We start from the raw sequence: 21,187 nt of genomic DNA, 5'->3' as shown, positions 1-21,187 counted from the left end.
TGCCTGGCTCTCCCCGAAAGAAAAACTTGCTGCTTTCTTTGAATCTCTCGCTGTACAAGATGTTTGACAAACCTACATGCAGCATTTTTCACAAGATAGGCCCCACAAATTTTCCATCTTATCCGAATCTCTCGCTCAATGCCGCCCGCCCTTCCCAAGACTCGCCCTTTCCTCCGCTGCCCCAAAATCCCACCATACATAAAACAAGCGAGCGAAGCGCGCTTTACAGGACGGCGGATTCGCTTTGCAGGCGTAAACAGCGCCTTCTCTTACAACCGAAGCGAACAACGTCTTTACGGTAAAAAACAAACAAAGCAGAAGCCAGCATTTCTTTCCGCCAGCTTCTGCTTCGTTTGTATTCTTCATTCGTTAAAAGTGACGTGGATGCGTCCCAGATTGGTTTTCACTTGCAGCTGTTTCGTGCCGCCGGATTGCTCGGTCAAGTTGTTTTCGCCCAATTTCTGTTCTGTGACGATCCGATAATCCGCCTTTTTCCCTTGGATGCTTCCAGTGATTGCTCCAATCTGGTTTTGCAATTGAATGTCCGGGGATTCCAGAGAATCCAGGGAAATTGCCCCATTAGAGCTTTCGACCCGGATGGCCTGCGCCGCCTGAACCTGTGTCAAATGGATCGCACCGTTTCGGGTCGCAATCCCGATCTCTGGCGAGGTGCAACCGGTTAATCCGATAAAGCCGTTCGTCGCATGGAGTGCCAGCGATTGATCTGCCTGGACGTCGTGCAAAGAAATCGCTCCGTTCTTGCTTTCTACCGATAGTTTTTGAGCTGCAAACTCTTCCAAAACGATTGCGGCATTGTCTGTCACACAAGAGAAATCTGCAAGTTCCTGCAAATTTTTTGCAACGATCTTTCCGTTTCCGGTTTCCACCTTCAAACTTCCCATGTAAGCCGAAGGAATCTGCACATGAATGCGATAGCTCCCCTCTGTTTGGTCGGAACGCCGGTGGTCTTCATTTTTCAAAGTTACAGAACGGCCTTCGTTCTTGATGGAATAAAACTGTGTGTCATCGGTCTCGTAGAGGATCACCATTTCCTCCTCTTCTGAGGATTCAAAAAGAATCTGTTTGTTTTCTGCATCAACCTCCACTACATCCACTTCCTCGACGGATGTGCGGTATTCTTCCATATGCTTCTCCGTCTGGCCCTCTTCGGATGGAGGGGTGGAAGCCTTCTCCCCTTGTACAGCTCCCTCTGGAAGCTGAGAAGATGGGATAGAATCCTCCATAGGGCCGATCGGTTCGGCAACCGAAGATGTCCGGAGTTCCCGATAGGTCAAAACGCCACAGGTAACCAGGGCTCCCATTCCGACTAGGACAGCCATCGTAACGCCCAAGGCAATCCATAACGGTTTCGTGCTGGACCGCCGCTGTGGATTTTCCAACAGAATTTTCTGGGCAAGCTGGTGGACGTCTCCCAGGCTTGCCACTGCTGCTTCTTCTGAAAGCCCGTTCTCCATCCGGTCCTCTACGATTTCTCGATAAAACGCAACGGTTGTCTGGCGGTCATTCTCCGGAAGTTTCCGAAGCAGCTTGTACAGCGTTTGGAAATAGGTCTCTTTTTTCACGGGTTCTTCCCCTCCTTGTCCGTACGTTCCCCCGCAGGCAACTGGTGCTTTTCGCATCCTGCCTGTAAAATGAACGCATGAATGCGTTCCAATTCCTTCCACTCTTCGCAAAAATCAGAAAGCCGCCGTTTTCCCAAAGAGGTTATCCGGTAATATTTCCGAAGACGGCCGTTGTGTGCAACAGAGTATGTTGTCAGGTATCCGCTCGCCTCCAAACGGCGCAAGATGGGATACAACGTCGATTCCGAGATCTCCACACAGGCGGATAAATCCTTCATAATTTGGTATCCATATGAATCTTGCCACTCCACCACCGCTAGGACACATACCTCCAAAAGCCCCTTTTTCAGCTGTATGTCCATATAGATACCTCCTATTCTACTATATTATATAATACATAGTATTCTCTGTCAAGAAATGGCTGTGTAATACCAATTTACACAGCCATCTCATTTTGCCTGGTACATCCAAGGGATTAGATTCCAAACGCGGATACGCCGCTTTAGATTTTTCTCTGTACGTCTGCCTGTTTTGAGCAATGAATCGTACCCCAAAACCCGCAAAACGCCACGCACCGCGTTATATCCGCTGCCCTCCCGCAGCATGACATCCACACTGTTCATAACGGTCCGCGGAAGCAACTCCTGCGAAAACAGCGCCTGTAGTTCCGTTTCCTGCTTAAAGCTGGTTTGCAACAGCAATTCCACCCGTTGAATTGCCTCCACCGCCTGGAAAATTTCCTTGCCGACTGGCTTCTCTTTTCCACGCTTGAGTTCAAACACCGTATCCCGCTTTAAAAGTGTTGGAGATTGCACGATATTCTGCGCATTCAGGAGGCAGCGGTATAAAAACTCCTGCGCGTACCCGTACCGGCATCCCTCGGTAAAATGCAGCCCGCATTCGCGCAGGAAACTGCGTTTCAATAACACTGCCGAAAGGTCGATCTGCAAATTTCCACGGATGACTTCCTTCATGTATTGCACGCCGGACTGCTGCTGGACCGCCTTACTGAGCGAACGGCGTTCCGCTAAACGGACGTCTTCTTCACTGAAACTGCCAAATACAAAATCTGCGTCTGTGCGCTCCGCGGTTTCCAGATAGCCTTTTAAGAAGTCCATATACAACCGCCGGGCAAAAATAAAGGAAACATAGGTTCCGCTGGCTTTTTGTATTCCGGTATTGAGCGCTGCGGCAACGTCGCTGTCGCCGTTTTGGATCACAAAGCCGTGTAATTTCTCATTTTTGATGAGCTGCACACACTCCAAAGGCGTTCCATCTTCGGACCCCATATCCACCAAAATAAATTCTGCCTCGATCCCGTTTGTCTGCCTCACCACAGAACGCAAGATCCCAGAAATCTCCTGCTCTACATTCCGAACCGGCAGAATCACGGAGAGGTTGATCGCTTGCATACACTCACCCCTTATCCAAGCGAAGCCGCGCACAAGTTTATTGATAAAACTTTTATTCAGTATAGCACAAATCCCAAAAGATAAAAGCGCCAATTTTCCCAAAGATTATTCGTCCCTTGCCCCCTCTTCTGGTGAAACCATTGTCAACTGTGTTGCATGGTGAGAAGTCGCCTTCGTGACGGTAATATGCCATCCCTTAAAATCGAAAGTGTCCCCCACCGACGGGATTTTTCCGAGCAGTTCCATAGCCCATCCGCCGACGGAAGCAGACTCAAATTCATCCGAGTCTCCTAGATCAAATTCTTCAAATAGGTCATGCAGGTCCGCGCTGCAATTGATTACATAAGTATGGTCGTCGATTTGATTAAAGTAGTCGATCACCACGTCGTGTTCATCCCAAATGTCGCCCACGAGCTCCTCGATGATATCCTCCATCGTGACAAGCCCCTCTGTCCCGCCGAATTCATCGACGACGATCGCCATGTGGGATTTTGTCTTTTGCAGGGTTCGCAACAGGTCGGAAATCTTTACGGTCCGGCTGATGTAAAGGACCTTCTTCATCACCTGTTTGATATCGCTGATGCCACTTTTCTGAGCGCTGAAATAGTCCTTTTCGTGAACGATTCCTATGATGTTGTCAATGGAATCGGAATAAACGGGCAAGCGAGAGTATGTATTCTTGAGAAAAATATCCGAGATTTCCTGAAAAGGGCATTCCTCGTCGATGCCAACAATATCCACACGAGGCGTCAAAATATCGTCAGCCGTCAGGTCGTCAAATTCGATCGCTGAGCGGATCAGCTCGCCCTTTTCCTCGTCAATGCCACCTTCGCTTTGTGCTTCATCCACAATGGTTTTCAGTTCCTCCTGGGTCATTCGATTGTCCGACTTCTTCTTAAAGATCTTGTTGAGCAGCTTCTTCCACTGGGAAAAAATAAAATTAATCGGGGTCAAGATGGTAATCAAGAGTCTTAAAAATGGGGCGCTGAACCGTGCAAACGCCTCCGGATGCTCTTTGGCCAGGTTTTTGGGAGAGATTTCCCCAAAAATCAGCACGATGACCGTCATAACCGCCGTGGACACAGACACCCCGGCATCACCCAGCACATGGGTAAATACAATCGTCGCCAGAGAAGCACTGGCGATATTCACAATATTGTTCCCGATTAAGATTGTGGACAGCATTTTATCATAGTTCTCTGCGATGGAAAGTACAAGTGCGGCCCGAGAGTCGCCTGCCTCGGCCTCAGTTTTTAGACGAATTCGGTTTAACGTTGTAAAGGCTGTCTCAGAAGCAGAAAAGAACGCTGAAAACATTACACAAATAATAATCCCTACAATAATGCCAAAATCGGCACCTAGCATAATATATTACTCCTCTTTTGCAGTAAAATAGATTGACATTGATACAATTTTATCAGATTTCTACTTGATTTTCAATCCGCTAGTTTTTGCCCCTAGCCTGAAATAGCCAGAGAATCACGCCGATCTTTTATTCCATCGGATGCTCTTATGGATTTTCTTCTCATCGCGATGATTTAGCGGGACAATCGCCGGCTTCCATCCGAATGGACATTGGTTCCTATTATACAAGTGGTTTACATAGCGGAACCTTACCCCGGGCTTCCCAGCCTTTAGTTAGGCGGATCTTGTGAGTGGTTTTCTCTTTTCAGATTCATTCGGAACCATTTACTTTGCCAGAGGATGGGGCAGACTCTATTTTTACAATTTTTTTGCCAAAACCTCTTGCATTGAAAATAAAAGTGTGCTAATATAAAAAAGCTGTTTCGAGCGATTCCATTTCGAGCAAACTACGGGGCATTAGCTCAGCTGGGAGCCCGGTTGAAGCGGTAAACAACCCCCGTACAGGGAACATAAAAATTAAACATCACAATCTCTCTTATCTGGGGGTATAGCTCAGCTGGGAGAGCGCTTGAATGGCATTCAAGAGGTCAGCGGTTCGATCCCGCTTATCTCCACCATCACCAAGAGATTGTGAACGAAAACCTCACTTCTTCGGAAGTGGGGTTTTTGCTTTATGCAGCGATGGCAACGATGTCCATGCCCATGCTGAACTGCTCAAAGTCAATGTTAAAGTCGATATGCAACTTGTAGTCCCGGTAGACCTCCACCCGCTTGATAAGGCAGTTGACGATCATTTTCTTTGCCTCCATGCTGGCGGTGTCGTACATATCAGCCCAAGAGATAATGTCATCGTATTGGGCGTTCAAGTGTTCCAGCACAGCCTGTCCTTCGTCATAGGCCAGTTGCGCCGCCTCAAGCTGCTGCTGAACTTCGAGACATTTTGTCTCACAGTCAGAAATCAGAGAGCCGAGCAAGTCCTGCGAAAAAGCACTTTCGCCGCGCAGGGATTTAATGACCTCGGCCTTCAGCATATTCAGCTCGGCAGATACTTTTGTATGTTCGGCCCGGATGCTGCGGAGCAGCGCTTTCCGTTCCTCCATCTTTTCTTTGTATCGGATATTGACGATCTCACTTTTGGGGACAGCTTTCATACGCTCAAAGATCTGTCGCACCACCTTATCAATGATGCCGTCAAGGGTATGTGCCGTGTACCCGGTCTGACCGTCACATTCCGTTTGCTTGCGGGTTTTGCCGTAGCAGATATACCGTACACGCTTTACAATGCGGTTTGGATCGTCCTTGCAGGGATAAGCCTTGCCGTTTGTGGTGAGTGAGAGCCGGGAGCCACAATGACCACAAAACACATTCCCGGCCAGCAGGGACTGGCCTCGGGTGTTGAGAGGAACACGGCGCTCCTGTTCGGCAGAATTGGCACGGGAAGTGCGGATATGCTGTGCGGCCTCAAAGAGTTCCGGCGGGATAATCTGCAAGTGCAGCAGCACTTGGGATCGGCTATCGCCGCTGCGGAGTACGCCGGTATAGGTGAGGTTGCAGATGATACCCCGGATGCTGGCGTGGTGCCACATCTTACCCGACCTTGCCCGATACCCGAGCTTATTCAGATAGGTGGCGATCCGCTGGGCTCCGTAGCCCTCATGCACATACTTGTCAAAGATAATCCGCACCACAGCGGCCTCGGCCTCGTTGACAACCAGCTCATAAACCTCATGCTTTCGCTTGTTGAAGCGGCCACTTTTTACGAGATCGTAGCCGTAGGGAGCAAGCCCGCCTTTGAAACCGCCGTCCTCGACAAGCTGGCCGAGGGCGGTTTTTGTGCGGATAGAAGTCTTTTCGCTTTCACCGTCAGCTTGCCAGAAGCGGATATAGTTGGTGAGTTTGTCGGTGTGGGTATCAAAACGCTGCTCACCCTCTTGGGTACTCCATACCCGGATGCCGTTCTTGACAAACCATTCCACCACAAAGGGCGTTTCGTCAGCGATACGCCCGATGCGGTCAAACATGAACACCAGCAGAATATCGAACTTGCCCTGCTTGGCCCGTTCTTTGATGATTTGGAGTTTGTCGCGGTTTTCGGCCCGTACCTTGTGGCCGGATACGCCGTCCTCCTGTTCTTCGTGAACAATCGTCCAGCCCATCTTTTCACAGAAGCGGTGGCACTCTCTGCGCTGCATGGGGATGTCGGCTTGGCTTTTATCGTCATAGTCCACTTGCTTGTCGGTGGACACTCTATACAAACAGTCAACGCGAGTTCCGATAAGAATGTTATTTTCCATATTGATCCGTCCTTTCATTTGTCATAAGGGCAAACCAAAAGAGCGAATCAATACGCGGGAGATATGAACTTTTCAAGGTACATAGGGGCTACCCCCACTATTATTATCGCTCCGATTGGGGTGGATTGCAAGGATGTCGCCGTGGGTATGCTTGGCGGCATTGTTGGCAAAAGAGGATAGCAAAATCTGTTTCACATGGCCGAGGGCCGTTGTGTTTCTGCTATCGGCAAAGGTAGCGGATATTTGATAACCGTCAATGGCGAAAGTGGTTAATTCTCTTGTGCGCTCCATAGATGACCTCCTTCACAAATGGCGTAGAACTGATTGATCCCCGTTGTCTGTTGGGGAAACACGAAAAGGCGGCACCCGCGATTGGGTGTCGCCCTTTTGCCTTTCTCCACATTGGGACAATTTGTCTCGAAGTTAGAATAAGGAGCGCCGCGCTCATTTTCTTGGCCCGTCATAAGACAGCTATACTCGGCGCGACGCTCCTTGCTGGGGTGGTGCGGCAGCTCCGGGGGACAGGCTGCCAGCCTGTCCACTCGCGGATCGTGGCCGTGGGGTGGCAAGTCCCCACTTGCGGCGTTGGTGTGGATCGCTCGTCCTCCGTGTTGGAGAAGTCCTGGCGCACCCGCCGCCCGGCTCCTCGCACTATGCCCGGAGCCGCCGCTATTCAGTTGTGGAGAGGATCAACTCCTCTCATATACCAAGGACATTTGGAAGATGTTTTTTAACCCCCTACATCAAACATTTTGCAAATATTTTTTCATGGACTTCAAACCCTGCTGGATAGATTTATGTACGGCGGCCACGCTTACGCCATCGGCCTCGGCAACCTCAGTCATGCTCTTGCCTTCAATGATACAGGCATCAATGCGAAGCCCCTGCGTTTCGGGCAAAGTGTTCAGCGCGTTCCACAGATCGCAGAAACGCTCCATGCGCTCCAGCAGCTCCTGCGGGGTCGGCTCGGAAAGGCAGGCAGAGTATTCGATCCCATCATCACAGTCGAGGGAATACTGTGCCTTATTGCGGATTATCCGCCGCTGGTAGGCAGCCTCATACAGCTTGTCGGCCCGCAGCTCGGCGGCCACTTCATCGGAAACTTCGATATATTCATCATGGGTGTGCCAAGAGTAAAAGTCCTTCAGATTGATAGTAGTCATTATATTTTCCTCCGTTCAGATTTTTGTTGTGGGTGGACGATCTGAACGGGGGATGGCGGGGATCGGCAGCCGGGGCCGCCCCTGCCTACCTCGGGACAACTTGTCCCAAGGTGGGTATAGAAAAACGCGCTCGCATGGCGTGATGCCACACAAGCGCGTGAAATGACATTATTCTTAATGTACTGGCAAATTTCGCGTCCAATGCCGGACTTGCCCGGAGGGGGAGCTACGCTTTTTTTAGCTGGTGAAGATCATGCGTACTATGAAAAAGCAAAATGAACACGACGATCCCTCCTCGGAAACCGCCGTGTTCCTCATAAAGTCGTCGTATAACGCGGCGGCTTTAATTGACAGCCGCCGAAAACAAAAGAGCCGATAATCCGCGCCTGAGGGCTAACGGGTTATCGGCTCTGCGTCTGTGCGTCTGGCTCTGTGATAACTAAAATCTTAAATTTTTCTACGCTGATTAAAGTTTCTTGTTTGCATTTAGGACAAAACAAAGGAAAGTTTTTCAGCTCAGTATCTAACCGCAGCTTGATACGAGTTTTACTGTTACAGACAGGACATAGCAGCCACTCGAAGCTATCCATATCGTTCATTTCAAATTTCCCTGAGCGTCCAAACTTTTTGAGCTGTGATAACAGAACCAATCGCAATTATCATAGCCAATAGGAAGAACGAAAACTGTATTCCACTTATTGCCACTGTGTAAACATCGAAGAATTTTAATGGCGTTAAGCAGTACAGCATTGGAGCTTCAAGATATTCGGCGGTGATGCTGATGCCATAAAAGAGCAATAATATTCCCGCGCCTATCCGAACAGCCCCTTTATAGGTTCTCGTCAGGCTGGAGGCCAGAAGCGTGATTGCAAACAAAGTCAACCCTGTCAAAAACAGGCCCAATGTGGTGGTAAAAGCAGCGTTTCTTTGCTCTAAACCGCCTAGCGGTAAAATGGCGGTAAAATAATTACATAACCCGCTGAATACCGCAAGTGCAAGCAAATTACATACACAGGCAACTGCTTTGGCACAGACAACCTTGTTGCGACCCACTGGTTTTGTAAATAGATATTCTGCCGTTCCCTGCGCCTGTTCTTTCGCTACACACGAAACACCGAGATAGACCGCATAGCTGTTGGTTAGCATCGTGACCCAATAATACATACAGCCATACCAGCCCAAAGCAGAAGTCAGATCACCGCTCACACCAAACATAGCTTTCAGAATTTTCGGAAAATTCGATATTAGCCCTGTCAGCTCATTGAGGCTTTCCTTTAGTGACAAATACTCAAAGTAAGCGAAGCCACACAAAATCAAGACAATTCCCATCCAGATCAGCAGTAGTTTTCTTGTTAAGCGCAGCTCGTTTTTCACTAACGCCTTCATTCGTTTCCTCCTTTACACAGCCAACGCAATATCCCGCTTCAAGATTTTCCAGTATGCCAGCAGCGCAAACCCAAACAGCAGGAGCAGATACCAGAGCATATAGTCCCATGAATAAGTTCCAGCATTGTGGATTTCCGCTGGACTGAAAAAAGAAAACGGCGATAAAAAGCCGATTGCCCGGATATTGACAGTCCTCGAAAAAGAAGTGATACAATATTCCACAAACACAACCAATCCGGCTGTCAGAAGTGGGGAACGATTATTGGGGTGAAATATTCCAACCATCAGTCCCAATAGTGCAAAAAAGAGGGAGATGAGAATAAACGAACCTGCCACCAAGAAAAATTCCCCGATGGGAAATCCGAAACGGAACAGAGTCATCGTTAGAAATGAAGTCGCCAGATAAAAAATCCCTGTTACACATATTCCGGCAAGCGCACATAGCAGCTTTCCCATATAAATCTGTTTCCGTCCACAAGGCTTTGTGTATAAGTATTCAGCCGTATTTCCCGTACACTCTTCTGTATGTAACGACAGCCCCAAGTGCATCCCGAAAATCCCCCCTGCAACCATAAAAAAGCCTGTGAGGAACGAGTACATACCAAGTGGCTCCATCAATAGCTCCAGAGAAATACCAACCGTTTCAAAAAAGCCTCCCTGTGTAAATTCCACAGGCAAAGTTTCCACCGTTTCAATCATGCCATAATACACTGGCGTCATGGAGAAGATACAGACCGCAAGAGTTGCGGCCCAAATCAGAATATATTTTCGTTTTCGTTTCCATTCAAATCGAAAAATCAACATAACGACCTCCTATTCGTAGTAGTGGAGGAATACTTCTTCCAATGACGGTTCCTCAATTAAAATATCCTCCAGCTCCAGCCGATGAAGCTGGTTCATAATCATCATAACTGGTCCGCAGAACATAAAGGATACAGAAGTCTTGCTCTTGTCCCACTCTAAATTAGCCGTACCGGGAACAGAAAAGAAATCCTCTGGAATGGCGCTTTTTGCTGTCAGCGAGATTTTCTTGTATCCGTTTTCCCGCAGTTCCTTCATGGATTGAACACTGATCAGCTTCCCCTCCCGCAGAATGGCTACACGGTCACAAAGTCTTTGCACCTCACTCAAAACGTGGGAGGACAGAAAAATGGTCACACCTCGTTTGTTTTCTTCTTTCAGAATATCATAGAAAGCCTGCTGGATGAGCGGGTCAAGGCCACTGGTAGGCTCGTCCATAATCAGCAACTTCGGAGAGGGTAACAGAGCCGACACAATGCCAACTTTTTTCTTGTTCCCTAAAGACAAATCGCCAATTCGCCTGGATAAGTCTAAATTCAACCGCTCCGCTAATTCTTCCATCCGGCTGTGGGCATTCACACCATAGAGTTCTGCTGTGTAGAAAAGCATTTCTTTTACTTTCATATTGTTGTAGTAACAGTTTTCGCTGGGAAGATACCCCACATCCTTTGCGATACGGGCGGGCTCCCGACTACAATCTAACCCAAAGATAGAGGCTCCTCCGTTGGAGGGTTTCAGCAGGCCCATTAGAGTACGGATTGTGGTAGATTTTCCTGCTCCATTGGGGCCAATAAAGCCGAAAACCTCGCCTTGTTCAACAGTAAAGCTAATGTTTTCAATTCCTCGATGTTTTCCATAGCTTTTTGTAAGTTCGTTTAGGACAATTACCGGCTTGCTCATGGCAAATATTCCTCCTTGTAAAAGTTGTGTTTCAACATATCTAGGATGTTTCGAAACTCTTTCATCATGCTGTCATAATCCACTCCACTTTCCAACTGAACGGACATACCCTTTGCAAGCATCATAAGCATCTGAAACACTAATTCTGCATCCTCCGGGTGTCTGAATTTTTTATAATCCCGCTCATGCAGAACAAGCGATGCGATATATTTTTCATTTGCTTCTGAAAATATGGCACTTTTCAATTCAGGCGTTGGTTCCACTGCCACACTTGCAATAAACGACGCAATATGCGGGTGCTTTTTTAAGATTTCCACTTTCATAACGCTGGCTTCCCATACACGGTCAAAGAAATCCGTAGTTTCCTCCAATGCACTCGTGTTATAGGCTTGCTTCATTTGGGCAGCGCAGTAATCAAATAAATACTGGTAAAGTGTCTGCTTATTTCCAAAATACTGGAATATAGACGCCTTTGAGATACCTGCCGCTACCGCAATATCATTGATTGACGTTTTTTCATATCCATGTCTTGCGAAACAGGCCAGAGCCGCATTGCGTATGGTATCCTGCTTTTTGATTGATAGAGCAAGAAATTTTTCCATCGTATTACCCCTCTCTGAATAACCGTTTCGGTTATCATTGAACAGTATAGCATAAATAACCGAAACGGTCAATAGTGCTTTGCTTTATTTTTAGGGGAGCGCACAAACGGCAAGCAGGGCAAGTGTGGCCACACTTGCCATTTTTGACTGGCCGGGGGCCGTCAAAAATGCTTGTTGGGGAGCCTCCCCAAACCCGGCTCTTTGGGACAAAATGTCCCAAAGAGATTGGCTGCGTCACCGCCGCTACCGCGTCTGTTCCTTATCGTCCCGCCCATCCGTCAGTCCGAGCAGATGGTCGATGTTGGCCTTGACCGCCACGGCCTCCCGCATATCCCGCTGGGCCTGCCGGTACTCGGCATAGAGGGCCTTTTTCTTGTCCGCCAGCTCCCGCCGCTGTTTTTTCAGCGCGTCCATTTTGGGGAGCTTTTCACCGCCTAACAATTCATTCATAGCGGCCCGGGCCGCCCGGTAGGTGGCAAGCTCCGCCTCGTGCTCGGCCAGATACTTTTTTGAATACCGGGCCGCCTTGTACCCCTCGAACACAGGCCGGGACTTGGCGTACTGCACCACAGCCTCCATCAGCGCGGAGGTTTTGGCGAGGTCAGCCTCGGTCTGACGCAGTTCCCCGGCCAGCGCATGAAACCGCTGGGCCGTTCCGTCAGCTTGCGCAGCGAGCTGGTCATACTCGGTGAGCTGGTGCTCCTGCAAAAACATGAGGGCTGCTGCCATCTGTTTGAGGTTATACACCTTGGCCCACCGTTCATAGGCCGGGCCTTTGCCGGAGCGCAGACGCTCCTGTATATCCACAATGAGATTGACACGCCTGGGCGTGGGAGCCGCCGCATCGTGGATATGCGGGACGGGTCGTTTCCCGGCAATCACGGCTCGAATGTTCTCGGGATCGTAACCTTCCCCAAGGGTGGATGCCCGGAGCCGCGTTGCCCGTTCCTGTCCGGGAACAAGGAACGAGATCACACCGCCGCGCCCATGCTTGACCGCATACCCGGACTCCGCCATGAGCCGCAGAAAGTCGGCAAAATCGGCGGGGCCTTTTGCGAGAGCATCGTTGATGGCAAGGCGCAGCCTTTCTTTATAAGAGGGCTGGCGCTCGGCTCCCAGCCATGCCCCATAGTGAAGAAAGCGGCCCTTGCTATGTAGCTTGGGATTGAGGATCACGGACAGGTCATTTTCCAGACACACCCGATCCGAGAGCCGCCGCACAGCGCGGGCCGAGCCGATGAAATCCCGGAACTTCCGGGTACAATCCAGCGAAGTAGAATTGTAGTAAATATGGTTATGGATATGCTGGCGGTCTGTGTGGGTGGCAACGAAAAAGGCGTACTTGCCCTTCGTCCAGCGCATCGCCGTTTCGTAGCCGATGCGATTGGCCTCCTCCGGGGTAATCTCTCCGGGCTTGAACGCCTGCCGGATCTGATAGCACAGCACATCGGCATCCCGGCGCTGCTCCCGGCCCGTGACAGCCCGGTACTTTGCCTTGCTTAACAGGAACTCCGCATCGGCGGTCATGTGGTCGCAGGCATAGGAAGAAATCAACTCGCCACCCTGCGTCTTATCCGGGTTTTGTCCGTATTCAAACCGATCCTTCAGCGATTGCGCGATAGTTTCTCCCTTGCTGATTTTGTGCTTTTTGAGATAGGTCGTTGCCGTAGGCAGCCCTCCTTCCTGTAAGAAAAACGGCGGCTGTGTTCAGCCGCCGTCATGCTACCTTGGGACAAATTGTCCCGAAGTATCAGCCTGTGATGAAGCCCCGCAGAGCAAAGTTGAGATTGTGCAGCTTATCCACCAGCCACTCCGCGATGGCCGGGATGCCATAGGGAGAGATCAGAAACGCAAGGACAAGGAACACGATCCCGCCCAGCGTCTGGCCGCTGATGAACAGGGCCACGGCAAGCAGGGTCAGCACCACACAGGCCACAACGAAAACCGCAGTTGCCATACAGAACAGAAAAGACACCACGGCGGCCAGAACGGTGAGCACCACCACAAAGGGGGCGGCAAGGATTTTCAGAACGATCATAAGCGGCTACCTCCTGTAAAAGTTGATGGGTTTCCTCCTACCAATATTATAACTCCGCCCATATAAGCAAACAAGGATGTCGATGGCCGGGCTACTTTGGGACAAAATGTCCCAAGGATTATATCTCAATGATGCGAATTTCCTTTTCGTTTGCCTGTGCAAAACGAATGGTGTAAAAAGTGCCGCCCGTGGATCTCCCGTCATAAACGGCAATTACCCGATCCGAGGAAAGTACCATGTAGCGGTTGCGTTCATGGTAGCATTGGCGATTGGATTTTTCAGACTGAACATACACGCGATCACAACAAGCAAGCAATTCTTGAAACAAGGGAGATTTAGCATTGATACGGTTTCGATATGGGAGCGCGGCCTCCAACTGCAAACAGCTATTTTGTTTCTTTTCCGCTGCAACTATGGCGGCAAAAGTGAGATCAACACCATCGGCAAACCCGGAGATAAAACGGGTATATCCCGCTGCAATCGCAGCCAGCACTTCTTTCCGTAGTGCTTCTTCCACATACTGCTCCTTGCCGACTGGCACATCACGATGGCCTGTTACACAACAAGTTTTCTCTCCCATTATCCAAACCTCTTTTCTGAAATTGCCCCGCCTTGGTATGGGCAATATTGCCTATCACGCTTTAGGTCAATTATAGGCAATAATGTTTATATAAGCAAGCGTGAAAGGAGGTAGGCCGGATGATCTCATACGCCCCATTGTGGGAAACTATGAAGCGCAAAAATGCAACCACATACACTTTGCAGGTCAAAGGGGAGATCAGTAGCTCCACGGTGCGTAGGCTGAAAGCGAATGAATCCGTTTCTACCAACACGCTGGATGCCCTTTGCAGAATACTTGATTGTGAGCTTGACGACATAATCGCATATTTGCCCGATGAAACAGAATAATGCGGGGAGCAAGGTATAAACCTGTGCTCCCCGCGTTTTGTTATAGCTCCACCACCTCCGACAGCTTTTTAATCAGAACGGACAGCGGCCCCCACAGGTCTGCATAGTCCTTTTGCAGCGCAGCGATCTCCGAGGGGTAGATGCCGTAGGTATTGGCATGGATCGCCACTTGGTTGAGGTTGTTTGCACACCGCCGCTGCAAGGACACCAGCTCCCGCACATCCGCAAGATCAACATGGAGCACATACCCATTGAGGGCCATTTTCCGCATATATGCTCCCATATTTTGAATACCCGCCTCGGCCATGCGCTCATAGATCAGCTCCTGCTCCTCGGGCGTTACCATGACATTGAGATGGACGCAGCGACGGCGCTTTTTCGTCAACGCTCCTCGCGCTCCCTGCTGCGGCGTTTGGGCGGGATCTCCCGCACCTTATCCAGCGGCTTTTCCTCGGGCGGGAGCACCGGGGCCGGGCCGTTGTTCAGAATACCGTCGATCATATTATAGTTCTGCTCGGTGGTGAGTTCCGCGCTTTTCAGCGGGTCATACTTTTCGGGCATAGCGATCCTCCTATCTGTCGCCCCTGTCGGGGGTAGTCTTTTTCGGGGCAGCGCGGCCCCGGTCAGCCTCGGCCAGCTTTGCGGCCTCTTTCATCTGCTGGGCAATCGTGCGGGGCTTGACCTCCTGCACCTTATACATCCGCTTGTAGTCGGCGGCTCGATCCTTGAAATCCTTTTGAGCCGATGCCTCGTCTGCGTGGTAATGGCCCCAATAATAATCCCGCCGCCCGTTCTCTTCGGCAAACTGCCATGTGACAAAGGGAGCCGGGACTTTGGGGTTTCCATGCTCCGCGATGGCAAATCCCCGTTTGTTGTCAAAGAGAACGGACTCGCGGATCACATATCCGGCGTTTTTCTCCACGGTACACCTCCTTCAAAAAGTGGAAAGTATTTTGCGAAAACAGGGGTGGGGTATGAAATGATACACCCCACCCCACAAGCGGCCCCGAAAAGCCTTGATACAGGCGGTTTTTTCGGGCCTAATTTTCCACGGGTCAGCGCCTTGTTTTACGCATATAATCCCGCTTCTGTTTTCGCAGGGCAGTAGCGGAACAGGCCGCAGAGCAATACCGTGTCCGGCCATCCGGGAGGAAAGGTCGCCCACAGATCGGGCAGGGCCGCGTTTCCGGGACCGGGCCTTCGGCGGTCAGCGCCGCCTCCAGCACCGGATCATTGGGCAGAACGGCATCCCGGAAGTAGCGGCAGTAGGCTCCCGTCCAGCATTTCCCCAGCATATAACAGGGGCCGTCCAGCGGTAAGCACCCATACTCCCGATCATAGTTCGCACACAGGGAAAACACCAGCTTGCGGATCGCCCTCTTTTCCTCGCGGGTCAGTTCCCGGCTCATACCTCGTCCTCGTCCCAAGGGGGCGTATCGTCCTCGAGATCGTCAAAGGCATCCAGCTCGTCCCCGTAGTCCTCCTCAACCGCTTCTGTGGCCCGCTGCTGCTTGGGGCGGTAAACCTTGAAATACCAGCCAGCACCGCCGCCCACGGCGGCAATCGCCAAAATGAGCAGGATCGTACCCATATTGCCGTCTGTGTCCTCGGGCTGCTCCGGCTCGGGATCGTCCACAGGCTCGGTGTCCTCCACCGGCTCGGGCTCCACGCCCACGCACTCGGTCATGTTGGTGGCGCATACGGGGCAATCGGTGTTGATGGCCCCGGCCATGCACTTATCCGTACAGGCACAGGCGGGGACTTCCATCCCGGCGGCTTCCATAGCAGCCAGCAGATCGGCCTCGTCCACAATGCTGAAAAAGTATGTTTCGTACTGTTCGCCGTCCTCGTCCACGGGCTTATCGTAGTCAATGACGATATAGAATGTATTGCCGCCGCTGGTCTGGACGGTGATAAACTGCTTGTTGGTGTGCTCGTCATAGAGCAGATCGCGGGTGACAAGGTTGCCCTCGTCAGAAAAGCCTACCCCCGGCTCGGTGGTGGGGGTAGGCTCCTCCAGCCCTTCCCACTGGTCGGTAGGCTCGATGTACTCGTCACCGCCCCCGGCATGGGCCGTCACGGTAAAGCCGCACATGAACACGGCCACGCAGAGCGTCAGTAAAAGAACACGCAGCTTTTTCATTCCGCAGCCACCTCCTCGGACTTCGGGACATTTTGTCCCAAGGTTTTCCCGGCCCGGAGCTGCTGGAGCACCAGCGGCAGCTCCGCGAGAGGGATGCTCATGCCGCGCACGATGTCCACGATCTCGCTGTTTTCAGCCTCCACCTTGCGCTGTTCCAGTTCTTTCAGTTTGGTCTGCTGTTCCGCGATTTTGGCCTTGACCTTTTCGATCTCGGCTTCGATTTTCGCGCTTTTCGTAGTTGCCATAGATAACCTCCTTCACGATAACCGCCCGTAGGCGTAGAAATGAGACTGCCAGTAGCTTGTGTTGAGATTGGCATACCCGATGGGATCGCCACAATGGAGCATCCAGCCATCGCCCACATAGATACCCACATGGGAAACGCCGGGGGTATCATAAGTCCCGGTGAAGAACACCAGATCGCCGGGGCGGGGTGAGCTGGTGCGGCGGCTGATGTTATACAGCCCCTGCGCCCCCAACCGCCCAAAGTCCCAGCCGCATTGATTGTAGACATAGGACACGAAGCCGGAGCAATCAAAGGATGTGCTGGGCTTGTACCCACCCCATACATAGGGATAGCCGATATATTTCTCGGCCTCCTCCAAAATGGCGGCAAAGGTTTCGTCGGCCAAATACGCCTCCGGGATCTCATGCTCCACGGGATCGGCGGTGTACTTTGCCACATAGGGGGACGATGGAAACAGGTCTGGACGGTTGCCCAGCGCCGACATATACAGGGCGTACCGGGAGAGCTGATCCTCGCCCATAATGTAGATGGGCAGATGGGACAGGTTGAAGTTTTCCAGCGTCACGGTGCAAATGTAGTAATCGTAATAGACCCGGTATGTGTCGGTATGGGTGTTGCCCTCTTCGTCCGTCCATGTGTCCGTTTCGAGGTAGTAGCGGCGCTCCGTCACCACCGTTTCCGTCAGAATGTACTGCTTTTCAAAGAGCATTTGCAGCGTTCCCTGTACCTCGTCCACCGTCCACGCCCCTTCGTGTATGGCGCTGATAATAGACAGCAGCACATAGGGATCGTGTTCAATGTCATCCAGCTCAAAGTGGTATTCGTCATAATCGTGAGTGCTTTCGTAGCTGTCCAGATAGTCTTGCAGCTCGGCCTCCAGCCCGCAGTAGGCGGCCTCGGCCCCGCGCAGATCGGCATCCTCGGCGGCATAGGTGGACGCGCCGATGGCCCCCACCACGCCGTTGCCAATCGTCACCGCAGAGGACATACACGACTGCATGAGCACCAGCAGCAGAAAACAGGCAAGGAACAGCAACACCCCCACAGGATGCCGCTTGACAAAGGCCACGGCCCGGGCCGCCAGCTTTTCCGTTGTGACCGCCGTTTTCTCTGCGGCCTTGGCCGTCTGCTTTGCAGCCTCCCGCGCTTGCTTTGCGTATTGCCGCTTGATTTTCTGCTTTTGGATATACCGGGACACCGCGCCGCCCTTTTGCATTTCCGGGTGGGCCTCCACCGTGGCCCGGTACTGATAATCCGCCGTAGCCTTGATGTGCCTGGACTCGGCCTTTTGCACCGCTTTGGCCGGGTGCTCCCGGATTTGCTTTTTTACATACCGGGATGTGGAGCGCAGGGCGGCCTCACCGACCAGCTCGGATCGGTGGGCGCTTTCGGTGCCGACATTCTCATGCTCTACCTCATATAGCTTGCCATGCACATACCCATGAACGGTTGCACCCGCCGCCCGGCCCGCCTTTTTCACGGGGCCGGACTTTTTCGGCGGTTTCTGCTTTGCCAGCTTTTTCTTGGCCTTATCCAGTTGTTCGCCGCGCTTTTCCATACGCAGCTTGGACTCGGCGGTTTGCTCCTGCTGGCTTTTGGCTCTAAACTTGCTTTTGGGGGACTTTGGGACTTTTTGTCCCGAAGTGGCCCCGCCCTTATTCGTCCTTTCGCTCATGGGCCATATCCTCCGGGCGGGTGGTCAGCAGATTGTAAATCTCACCCTTGGGGAAACGATCCACAAACGGGATGGTCACGGAGCCGTAGAACAGCAAACCCTCGCCGGAATTGCTATGGGTGATATAGGAGAGCTGATGCTCGGAAATGCCGAGCTGCTTTGCGAGGATCGCCCGGTCACTTTGGGCCTGTGACAGCAGGATCATAAAGTCGGTGTTATCCAGAATGGCCTCGATTTCCCGGCTTGCCAGCAAGTCCTTCACATTCTGCGTCAGCGCCGAGGGGACGCAGCCCTTTTTACGGAGCATCTTCCACACGGCCACAAAGTAGCTGGCCGTCAGCGGATCGCGGAGCAGAATATGGAACTCATCAAAGTAGCACCAAGTAGCAAGGCCCTCGGCATGGTTGGTGTTGACAGCCGATGTGACAAACTCGTTTGTAATGTGCATGGCGATCTTGCGGAGGTTTTCGCCCATGCCTTTCAGAACGATGCACACCACACGGGCATCCGTCTGGACATTGGTGGGGTGGTTGAACAGGTTGAGGGAGCCTGTGCAGTAGAGCTCCAGCGCCGTTGCCACACGCCGGGCCTCCGGCTCCGGCTGTTTCAGCAGTTCCTCATACAAGTCCTGCAGCAGCGGCATATCCCCGCTACCGATCCCCAGCGCCAGCTCCCGGTAGACCAGCCGCACACAGCGGTCAATGACCGTCTTTTCGATGGGCTGCAAGCCCTCCTTGCCGCCCACGATCAACTCGCACAGGGACAACAGGAAGTCGGCCTTCATGGACAGGGGGCTGTCCTCGTCATTGGTGGATAGCTGGATGTCCATAGGATTGATATGGTTGGGGCTGTCCGGGGCGATCTCGATGACCTGTCCACCCAGCCGCCTCACCAGCGGGGCATATTCGCCCATCGGGTCTACCACCACGATCCTGTCGCTGGTGGCAAGGAACACATTGATCAACTCTCTTTTTGCCGCAAAGGACTTGCCCGATCCCGTGGAGCCGAGGTACATTCCGTTGGCCGATTTCAGCTTTTTGCGGTCAGCCATGATGACATTATGGGAAAGGGCGTTCATGCCGTAGTACAGGGCCTGTCCGTCCATACGCAGCTCACGGGTCATAAAGGGAATAAAGATCGCCGTGGAGCTGGTTGTCATACCGCGCTGGATCTCAATGCCGTTGTACCCCAGCACCAGCGAGGACAGGAAACCCTGCTCCTGCTGCCAGTCCAGTCTTTTCAGAGCGCAGTTGTATTTCTGCGCGATGCCGGACACGGTAAATACATCGTTTTCCAAACGCTGGCGGCTGGGCGCAAGGTTGATGACGGTAAAGGTCAAAAGGAACATTCGCTCGTTGCGGGATTGCAGATCGGCCAGCAGCTCTGCCGCATCCTTGGAAAAGGTAATGAGGTCGGGGGGCAAAATCTCCATATCGTACCCGGCCCGGACAGCCTTTTTCTGTTCCTCGGCCTTCATGCGTCCAATATCGGAGATTTTACCCTTGATGGTTTTAATGGCCTTGAGCTGATCCACCGTCTGAACATGGAGCGTCACCGTCAGCTCGGCATCCAGCTCCAAGATTTCAGCCAGCAGCTTATCCGACATTTCCGACGCCAAAATCTGCAAGTAGGACGCAGCTCCCCAAGACTGGCCCACCCGGAATGTACGGCTCTGCCGGAAGTCGAAGCTGTCCGGGGCAATAAAGTCTTTCGTACCCATGCCAGTTCTGGGAATATCCTTCCACGCAAATCGGAAAGGCTCCCGACTGCCGGGGTGGAGCTGCCCATGCAAGGCGGCCAGCCGATCCCGGCCATCGAGGGGCCGGGACTGTACCCCCAGCCGCTTGAAGTTGCCCATCACATCGGCCTCTACACGATCCAGACGGGGCCGGGCCTCGGCCACGCTGCCAGCGGGCAGACCAAAGGTGATGTATTTGGAGCGTTCAATGCCGTTGTTGCTTTTGGCAATCTGGCCTTTGAGCATATCCACGAACTCGCCCCGGATGCTGTTGAACGCATCCTGCTGGGCCGGGATATTCACCTTGTAACGGTGGGTAGACCGGGAACGCCGATTGACGAAAGAAAGCTGGAACGGCAAGGAACTGTCAAAGTAATTGAGGAATGAGCTCCAGCCGCCAAAGATAGCAGTCTGATCCTCGGTGGACGCAACGGCATAATTGATGTCCTCATATTCCACCGTTTTCGTGTAAAGCCCGCCGGGGAGCTGACAGATGCCGTCCGGGTGCATCGCCACATAGGGGATCGTCTGCTGGGCAGACACCACGGCCCGGCGCTTACTTGCCTTTGGCTTGCTTTTACTTTTTGTTTTCTGCAATAGGCTCCTCCTTTCCTGTGAATGACGCATAGATGTTCTGCGTCTTGTAGGGCCTCACACCGGGCCGCAGAAACCGGGTGTTGAGGATGTTTCGCAGCACCTTTTCAAAGGGCAGCCCGTCTTTTTCATACATGGCCATCATAAAGGCCGGGAGCATGATCACCAGCATGACGAACAGCGCCCCGGTGTTGCCGATGGCACCACGGGAGAGCAGATAGGCCGGGACGCCCACCGCCGCGCCGATGCCGAAACAGACAAGCTGGCGTTTGGTGAGGTTAAAGGCGATTTTCGTTTTGATTTTGGATAGGTCGTTGGGGACATTTACATAGGGCAT

The 21,187-nt window shown here is 52.0% G+C and carries 25 protein-coding genes and 1 tRNA gene; 2 read left to right on the top strand and 24 right to left on the bottom strand.

Annotation, left to right across the window (positions count from 1 at the left end):
* Nucleotides 1–362 precede the first annotated feature (362 nt).
* The 4 genes from I2G69_RS12750 to I2G69_RS12735 all read right to left on the bottom strand — a co-directional run bounded on the left by I2G69_RS12750 (nt 363) and on the right by I2G69_RS12735 (nt 4,360).
* Nucleotides 363–1,583, bottom strand: coding sequence for a DUF4097 family beta strand repeat-containing protein (locus I2G69_RS12750; RefSeq protein WP_191441171.1), 1,221 nt, complete (start codon nt 1,581–1,583; stop codon nt 363–365).
* Nucleotides 1,580–1,945, bottom strand: a complete 366-nt coding sequence (locus I2G69_RS12745; RefSeq protein ID WP_087234885.1) for a PadR family transcriptional regulator — start codon at nt 1,943–1,945, stop codon at nt 1,580–1,582. The genes I2G69_RS12750 and I2G69_RS12745 overlap by 4 nt, the downstream gene beginning before the upstream one ends.
* An 87-nt stretch (nt 1,946–2,032) precedes the next feature.
* On the bottom strand, nt 2,033–2,995 hold the full coding sequence (locus I2G69_RS12740) for a glycosyltransferase family 2 protein (RefSeq protein ID WP_195560873.1): 963 nt from the start codon (nt 2,993–2,995) through the stop codon (nt 2,033–2,035).
* Nucleotides 2,996–3,100: 105 nt separating this feature from the next.
* Nucleotides 3,101–4,360, bottom strand: a complete 1,260-nt coding sequence (locus I2G69_RS12735; RefSeq protein WP_191362717.1) for an HlyC/CorC family transporter — start codon at nt 4,358–4,360, stop codon at nt 3,101–3,103.
* Nucleotides 4,361–4,901: 541 nt separating this feature from the next.
* Between I2G69_RS12735 and I2G69_RS12730 the strand changes: the two genes are divergently transcribed.
* Nucleotides 4,902–4,977 (top strand) — tRNA-Ala (locus I2G69_RS12730).
* 54 nt (nt 4,978–5,031) lie between these two features.
* Here I2G69_RS12730 and I2G69_RS12725 read toward each other — a convergent pair.
* The 11 genes from I2G69_RS12725 to I2G69_RS12675 form a co-directional block, all read right to left on the bottom strand.
* On the bottom strand, nt 5,032–6,654 hold the full coding sequence (locus I2G69_RS12725) for a recombinase family protein (protein WP_015574134.1): 1,623 nt from the start codon (nt 6,652–6,654) through the stop codon (nt 5,032–5,034).
* Nucleotides 6,655–6,726: 72 nt separating this feature from the next.
* Nucleotides 6,727–6,945, bottom strand: coding sequence for a hypothetical protein (locus tag I2G69_RS12720; RefSeq protein WP_015574135.1), 219 nt, complete (start codon nt 6,943–6,945; stop codon nt 6,727–6,729).
* Between the two features lie 452 nt (nt 6,946–7,397).
* Entirely contained in the window at nt 7,398–7,817 is a 420-nt protein-coding gene (locus I2G69_RS12715; RefSeq protein ID WP_015574136.1) for a sigma-70 family RNA polymerase sigma factor, read from the bottom strand.
* 401 nt (nt 7,818–8,218) lie between these two features.
* Nucleotides 8,219–8,407 carry a cysteine-rich KTR domain-containing protein gene (locus tag I2G69_RS12710; protein WP_117508171.1) on the bottom strand — a complete coding sequence of 63 codons (189 nt, stop codon included), beginning with the start codon at nt 8,405–8,407 and terminating at the stop codon, nt 8,219–8,221.
* A 10-nt stretch (nt 8,408–8,417) separates the two neighbouring features.
* Nucleotides 8,418–9,203 carry an ABC transporter permease subunit gene (locus I2G69_RS12705; protein WP_015574138.1) on the bottom strand — a complete coding sequence of 262 codons (786 nt, stop codon included), beginning with the start codon at nt 9,201–9,203 and terminating at the stop codon, nt 8,418–8,420.
* 12 nt (nt 9,204–9,215) lie between these two features.
* A complete protein-coding gene (locus I2G69_RS12700; protein WP_015544018.1) occupies nt 9,216–10,007 on the bottom strand; it encodes an ABC transporter permease subunit in 792 nt (263 codons plus the stop codon).
* 9 nt (nt 10,008–10,016) lie between these two features.
* The gene (locus I2G69_RS12695; protein ID WP_195560872.1) at nt 10,017–10,904 is read right to left on the bottom strand and encodes an ABC transporter ATP-binding protein; all 888 of its coding nucleotides are present in this window, start codon (nt 10,902–10,904) and stop codon (nt 10,017–10,019) included.
* Nucleotides 10,901–11,506 (bottom strand): TetR/AcrR family transcriptional regulator, encoded by a 606-nt coding sequence (locus I2G69_RS12690; protein WP_195560871.1) that lies wholly within the window; start codon nt 11,504–11,506, stop codon nt 10,901–10,903. Before I2G69_RS12690 ends, I2G69_RS12695 begins: the two co-directional genes overlap by 4 nt.
* Nucleotides 11,507–11,749: 243 nt before the next feature.
* Entirely contained in the window at nt 11,750–13,114 is a 1,365-nt protein-coding gene (locus tag I2G69_RS12685) for a relaxase/mobilization nuclease domain-containing protein (RefSeq protein WP_195560878.1), read from the bottom strand.
* A 142-nt stretch (nt 13,115–13,256) separates the two neighbouring features.
* The gene (locus I2G69_RS12680) at nt 13,257–13,544 is read right to left on the bottom strand and encodes a CD1845 family protein (RefSeq protein WP_015544968.1); all 288 of its coding nucleotides are present in this window, start codon (nt 13,542–13,544) and stop codon (nt 13,257–13,259) included.
* 118 nt (nt 13,545–13,662) lie between these two features.
* Entirely contained in the window at nt 13,663–14,124 is a 462-nt protein-coding gene (locus I2G69_RS12675; protein ID WP_015574141.1) for an SLOG family protein, read from the bottom strand.
* A 119-nt stretch (nt 14,125–14,243) separates the two neighbouring features.
* On the opposite strand from I2G69_RS12675, the gene I2G69_RS12670 reads away from it, so the two are divergent.
* Complete coding sequence (locus I2G69_RS12670; RefSeq protein ID WP_015544970.1) at nt 14,244–14,453, top strand: helix-turn-helix domain-containing protein; 210 nt, start codon at nt 14,244–14,246, stop codon at nt 14,451–14,453.
* 40 nt (nt 14,454–14,493) lie between these two features.
* Here the strand turns inward: I2G69_RS12670 and I2G69_RS12665 are convergent, their stop codons facing one another.
* The 9 genes from I2G69_RS12665 to I2G69_RS12625 form a co-directional block, all read right to left on the bottom strand.
* Entirely contained in the window at nt 14,494–14,838 is a 345-nt protein-coding gene (locus I2G69_RS12665; RefSeq protein ID WP_022131683.1) for a plasmid mobilization protein, read from the bottom strand.
* Entirely contained in the window at nt 14,835–15,014 is a 180-nt protein-coding gene (locus I2G69_RS12660; RefSeq protein ID WP_015544971.1) for a DUF4316 domain-containing protein, read from the bottom strand. Before I2G69_RS12660 ends, I2G69_RS12665 begins: the two co-directional genes overlap by 4 nt.
* Before the next feature lie 10 nt (nt 15,015–15,024).
* Nucleotides 15,025–15,375, bottom strand: a complete 351-nt coding sequence (locus tag I2G69_RS12655; protein ID WP_022131682.1) for a hypothetical protein — start codon at nt 15,373–15,375, stop codon at nt 15,025–15,027.
* Nucleotides 15,376–15,508: 133 nt separating this feature from the next.
* The gene (locus I2G69_RS12650; RefSeq protein WP_015544972.1) at nt 15,509–15,862 is read right to left on the bottom strand and encodes a cysteine-rich VLP domain-containing protein; all 354 of its coding nucleotides are present in this window, start codon (nt 15,860–15,862) and stop codon (nt 15,509–15,511) included.
* Nucleotides 15,859–16,596: a DUF4366 domain-containing protein gene (locus I2G69_RS12645; RefSeq protein ID WP_015574142.1), complete on the bottom strand. Its 738-nt coding sequence runs from the start codon at nt 16,594–16,596 to the stop codon at nt 15,859–15,861. Before I2G69_RS12645 ends, I2G69_RS12650 begins: the two co-directional genes overlap by 4 nt.
* Complete coding sequence (locus tag I2G69_RS12640) at nt 16,593–16,841, bottom strand: DUF4315 family protein (protein ID WP_015574143.1); 249 nt, start codon at nt 16,839–16,841, stop codon at nt 16,593–16,595. The genes I2G69_RS12645 and I2G69_RS12640 overlap by 4 nt, the downstream gene beginning before the upstream one ends.
* A 12-nt stretch (nt 16,842–16,853) precedes the next feature.
* Entirely contained in the window at nt 16,854–18,518 is a 1,665-nt protein-coding gene (locus tag I2G69_RS12635) for a C40 family peptidase (protein WP_015574144.1), read from the bottom strand.
* Entirely contained in the window at nt 18,499–20,883 is a 2,385-nt protein-coding gene (locus I2G69_RS12630; protein WP_407937709.1) for a VirB4-like conjugal transfer ATPase, CD1110 family, read from the bottom strand. The genes I2G69_RS12635 and I2G69_RS12630 overlap by 20 nt, the downstream gene beginning before the upstream one ends.
* Nucleotides 20,834–21,187 (bottom strand): PrgI family protein, encoded by a 354-nt coding sequence (locus I2G69_RS12625; protein WP_015544973.1) that lies wholly within the window; start codon nt 21,185–21,187, stop codon nt 20,834–20,836. The genes I2G69_RS12630 and I2G69_RS12625 overlap by 50 nt, the downstream gene beginning before the upstream one ends.

Source organism: Anaeromassilibacillus sp. D41t1_190614_C2, assembly GCF_015558525.1.
Taxonomy (GTDB): Bacteria; Bacillota; Clostridia; order Oscillospirales; family Acutalibacteraceae; genus Anaeromassilibacillus; species Anaeromassilibacillus stercoravium.
This window is presented reverse-complemented; position numbering and strand designations above follow the sequence as displayed.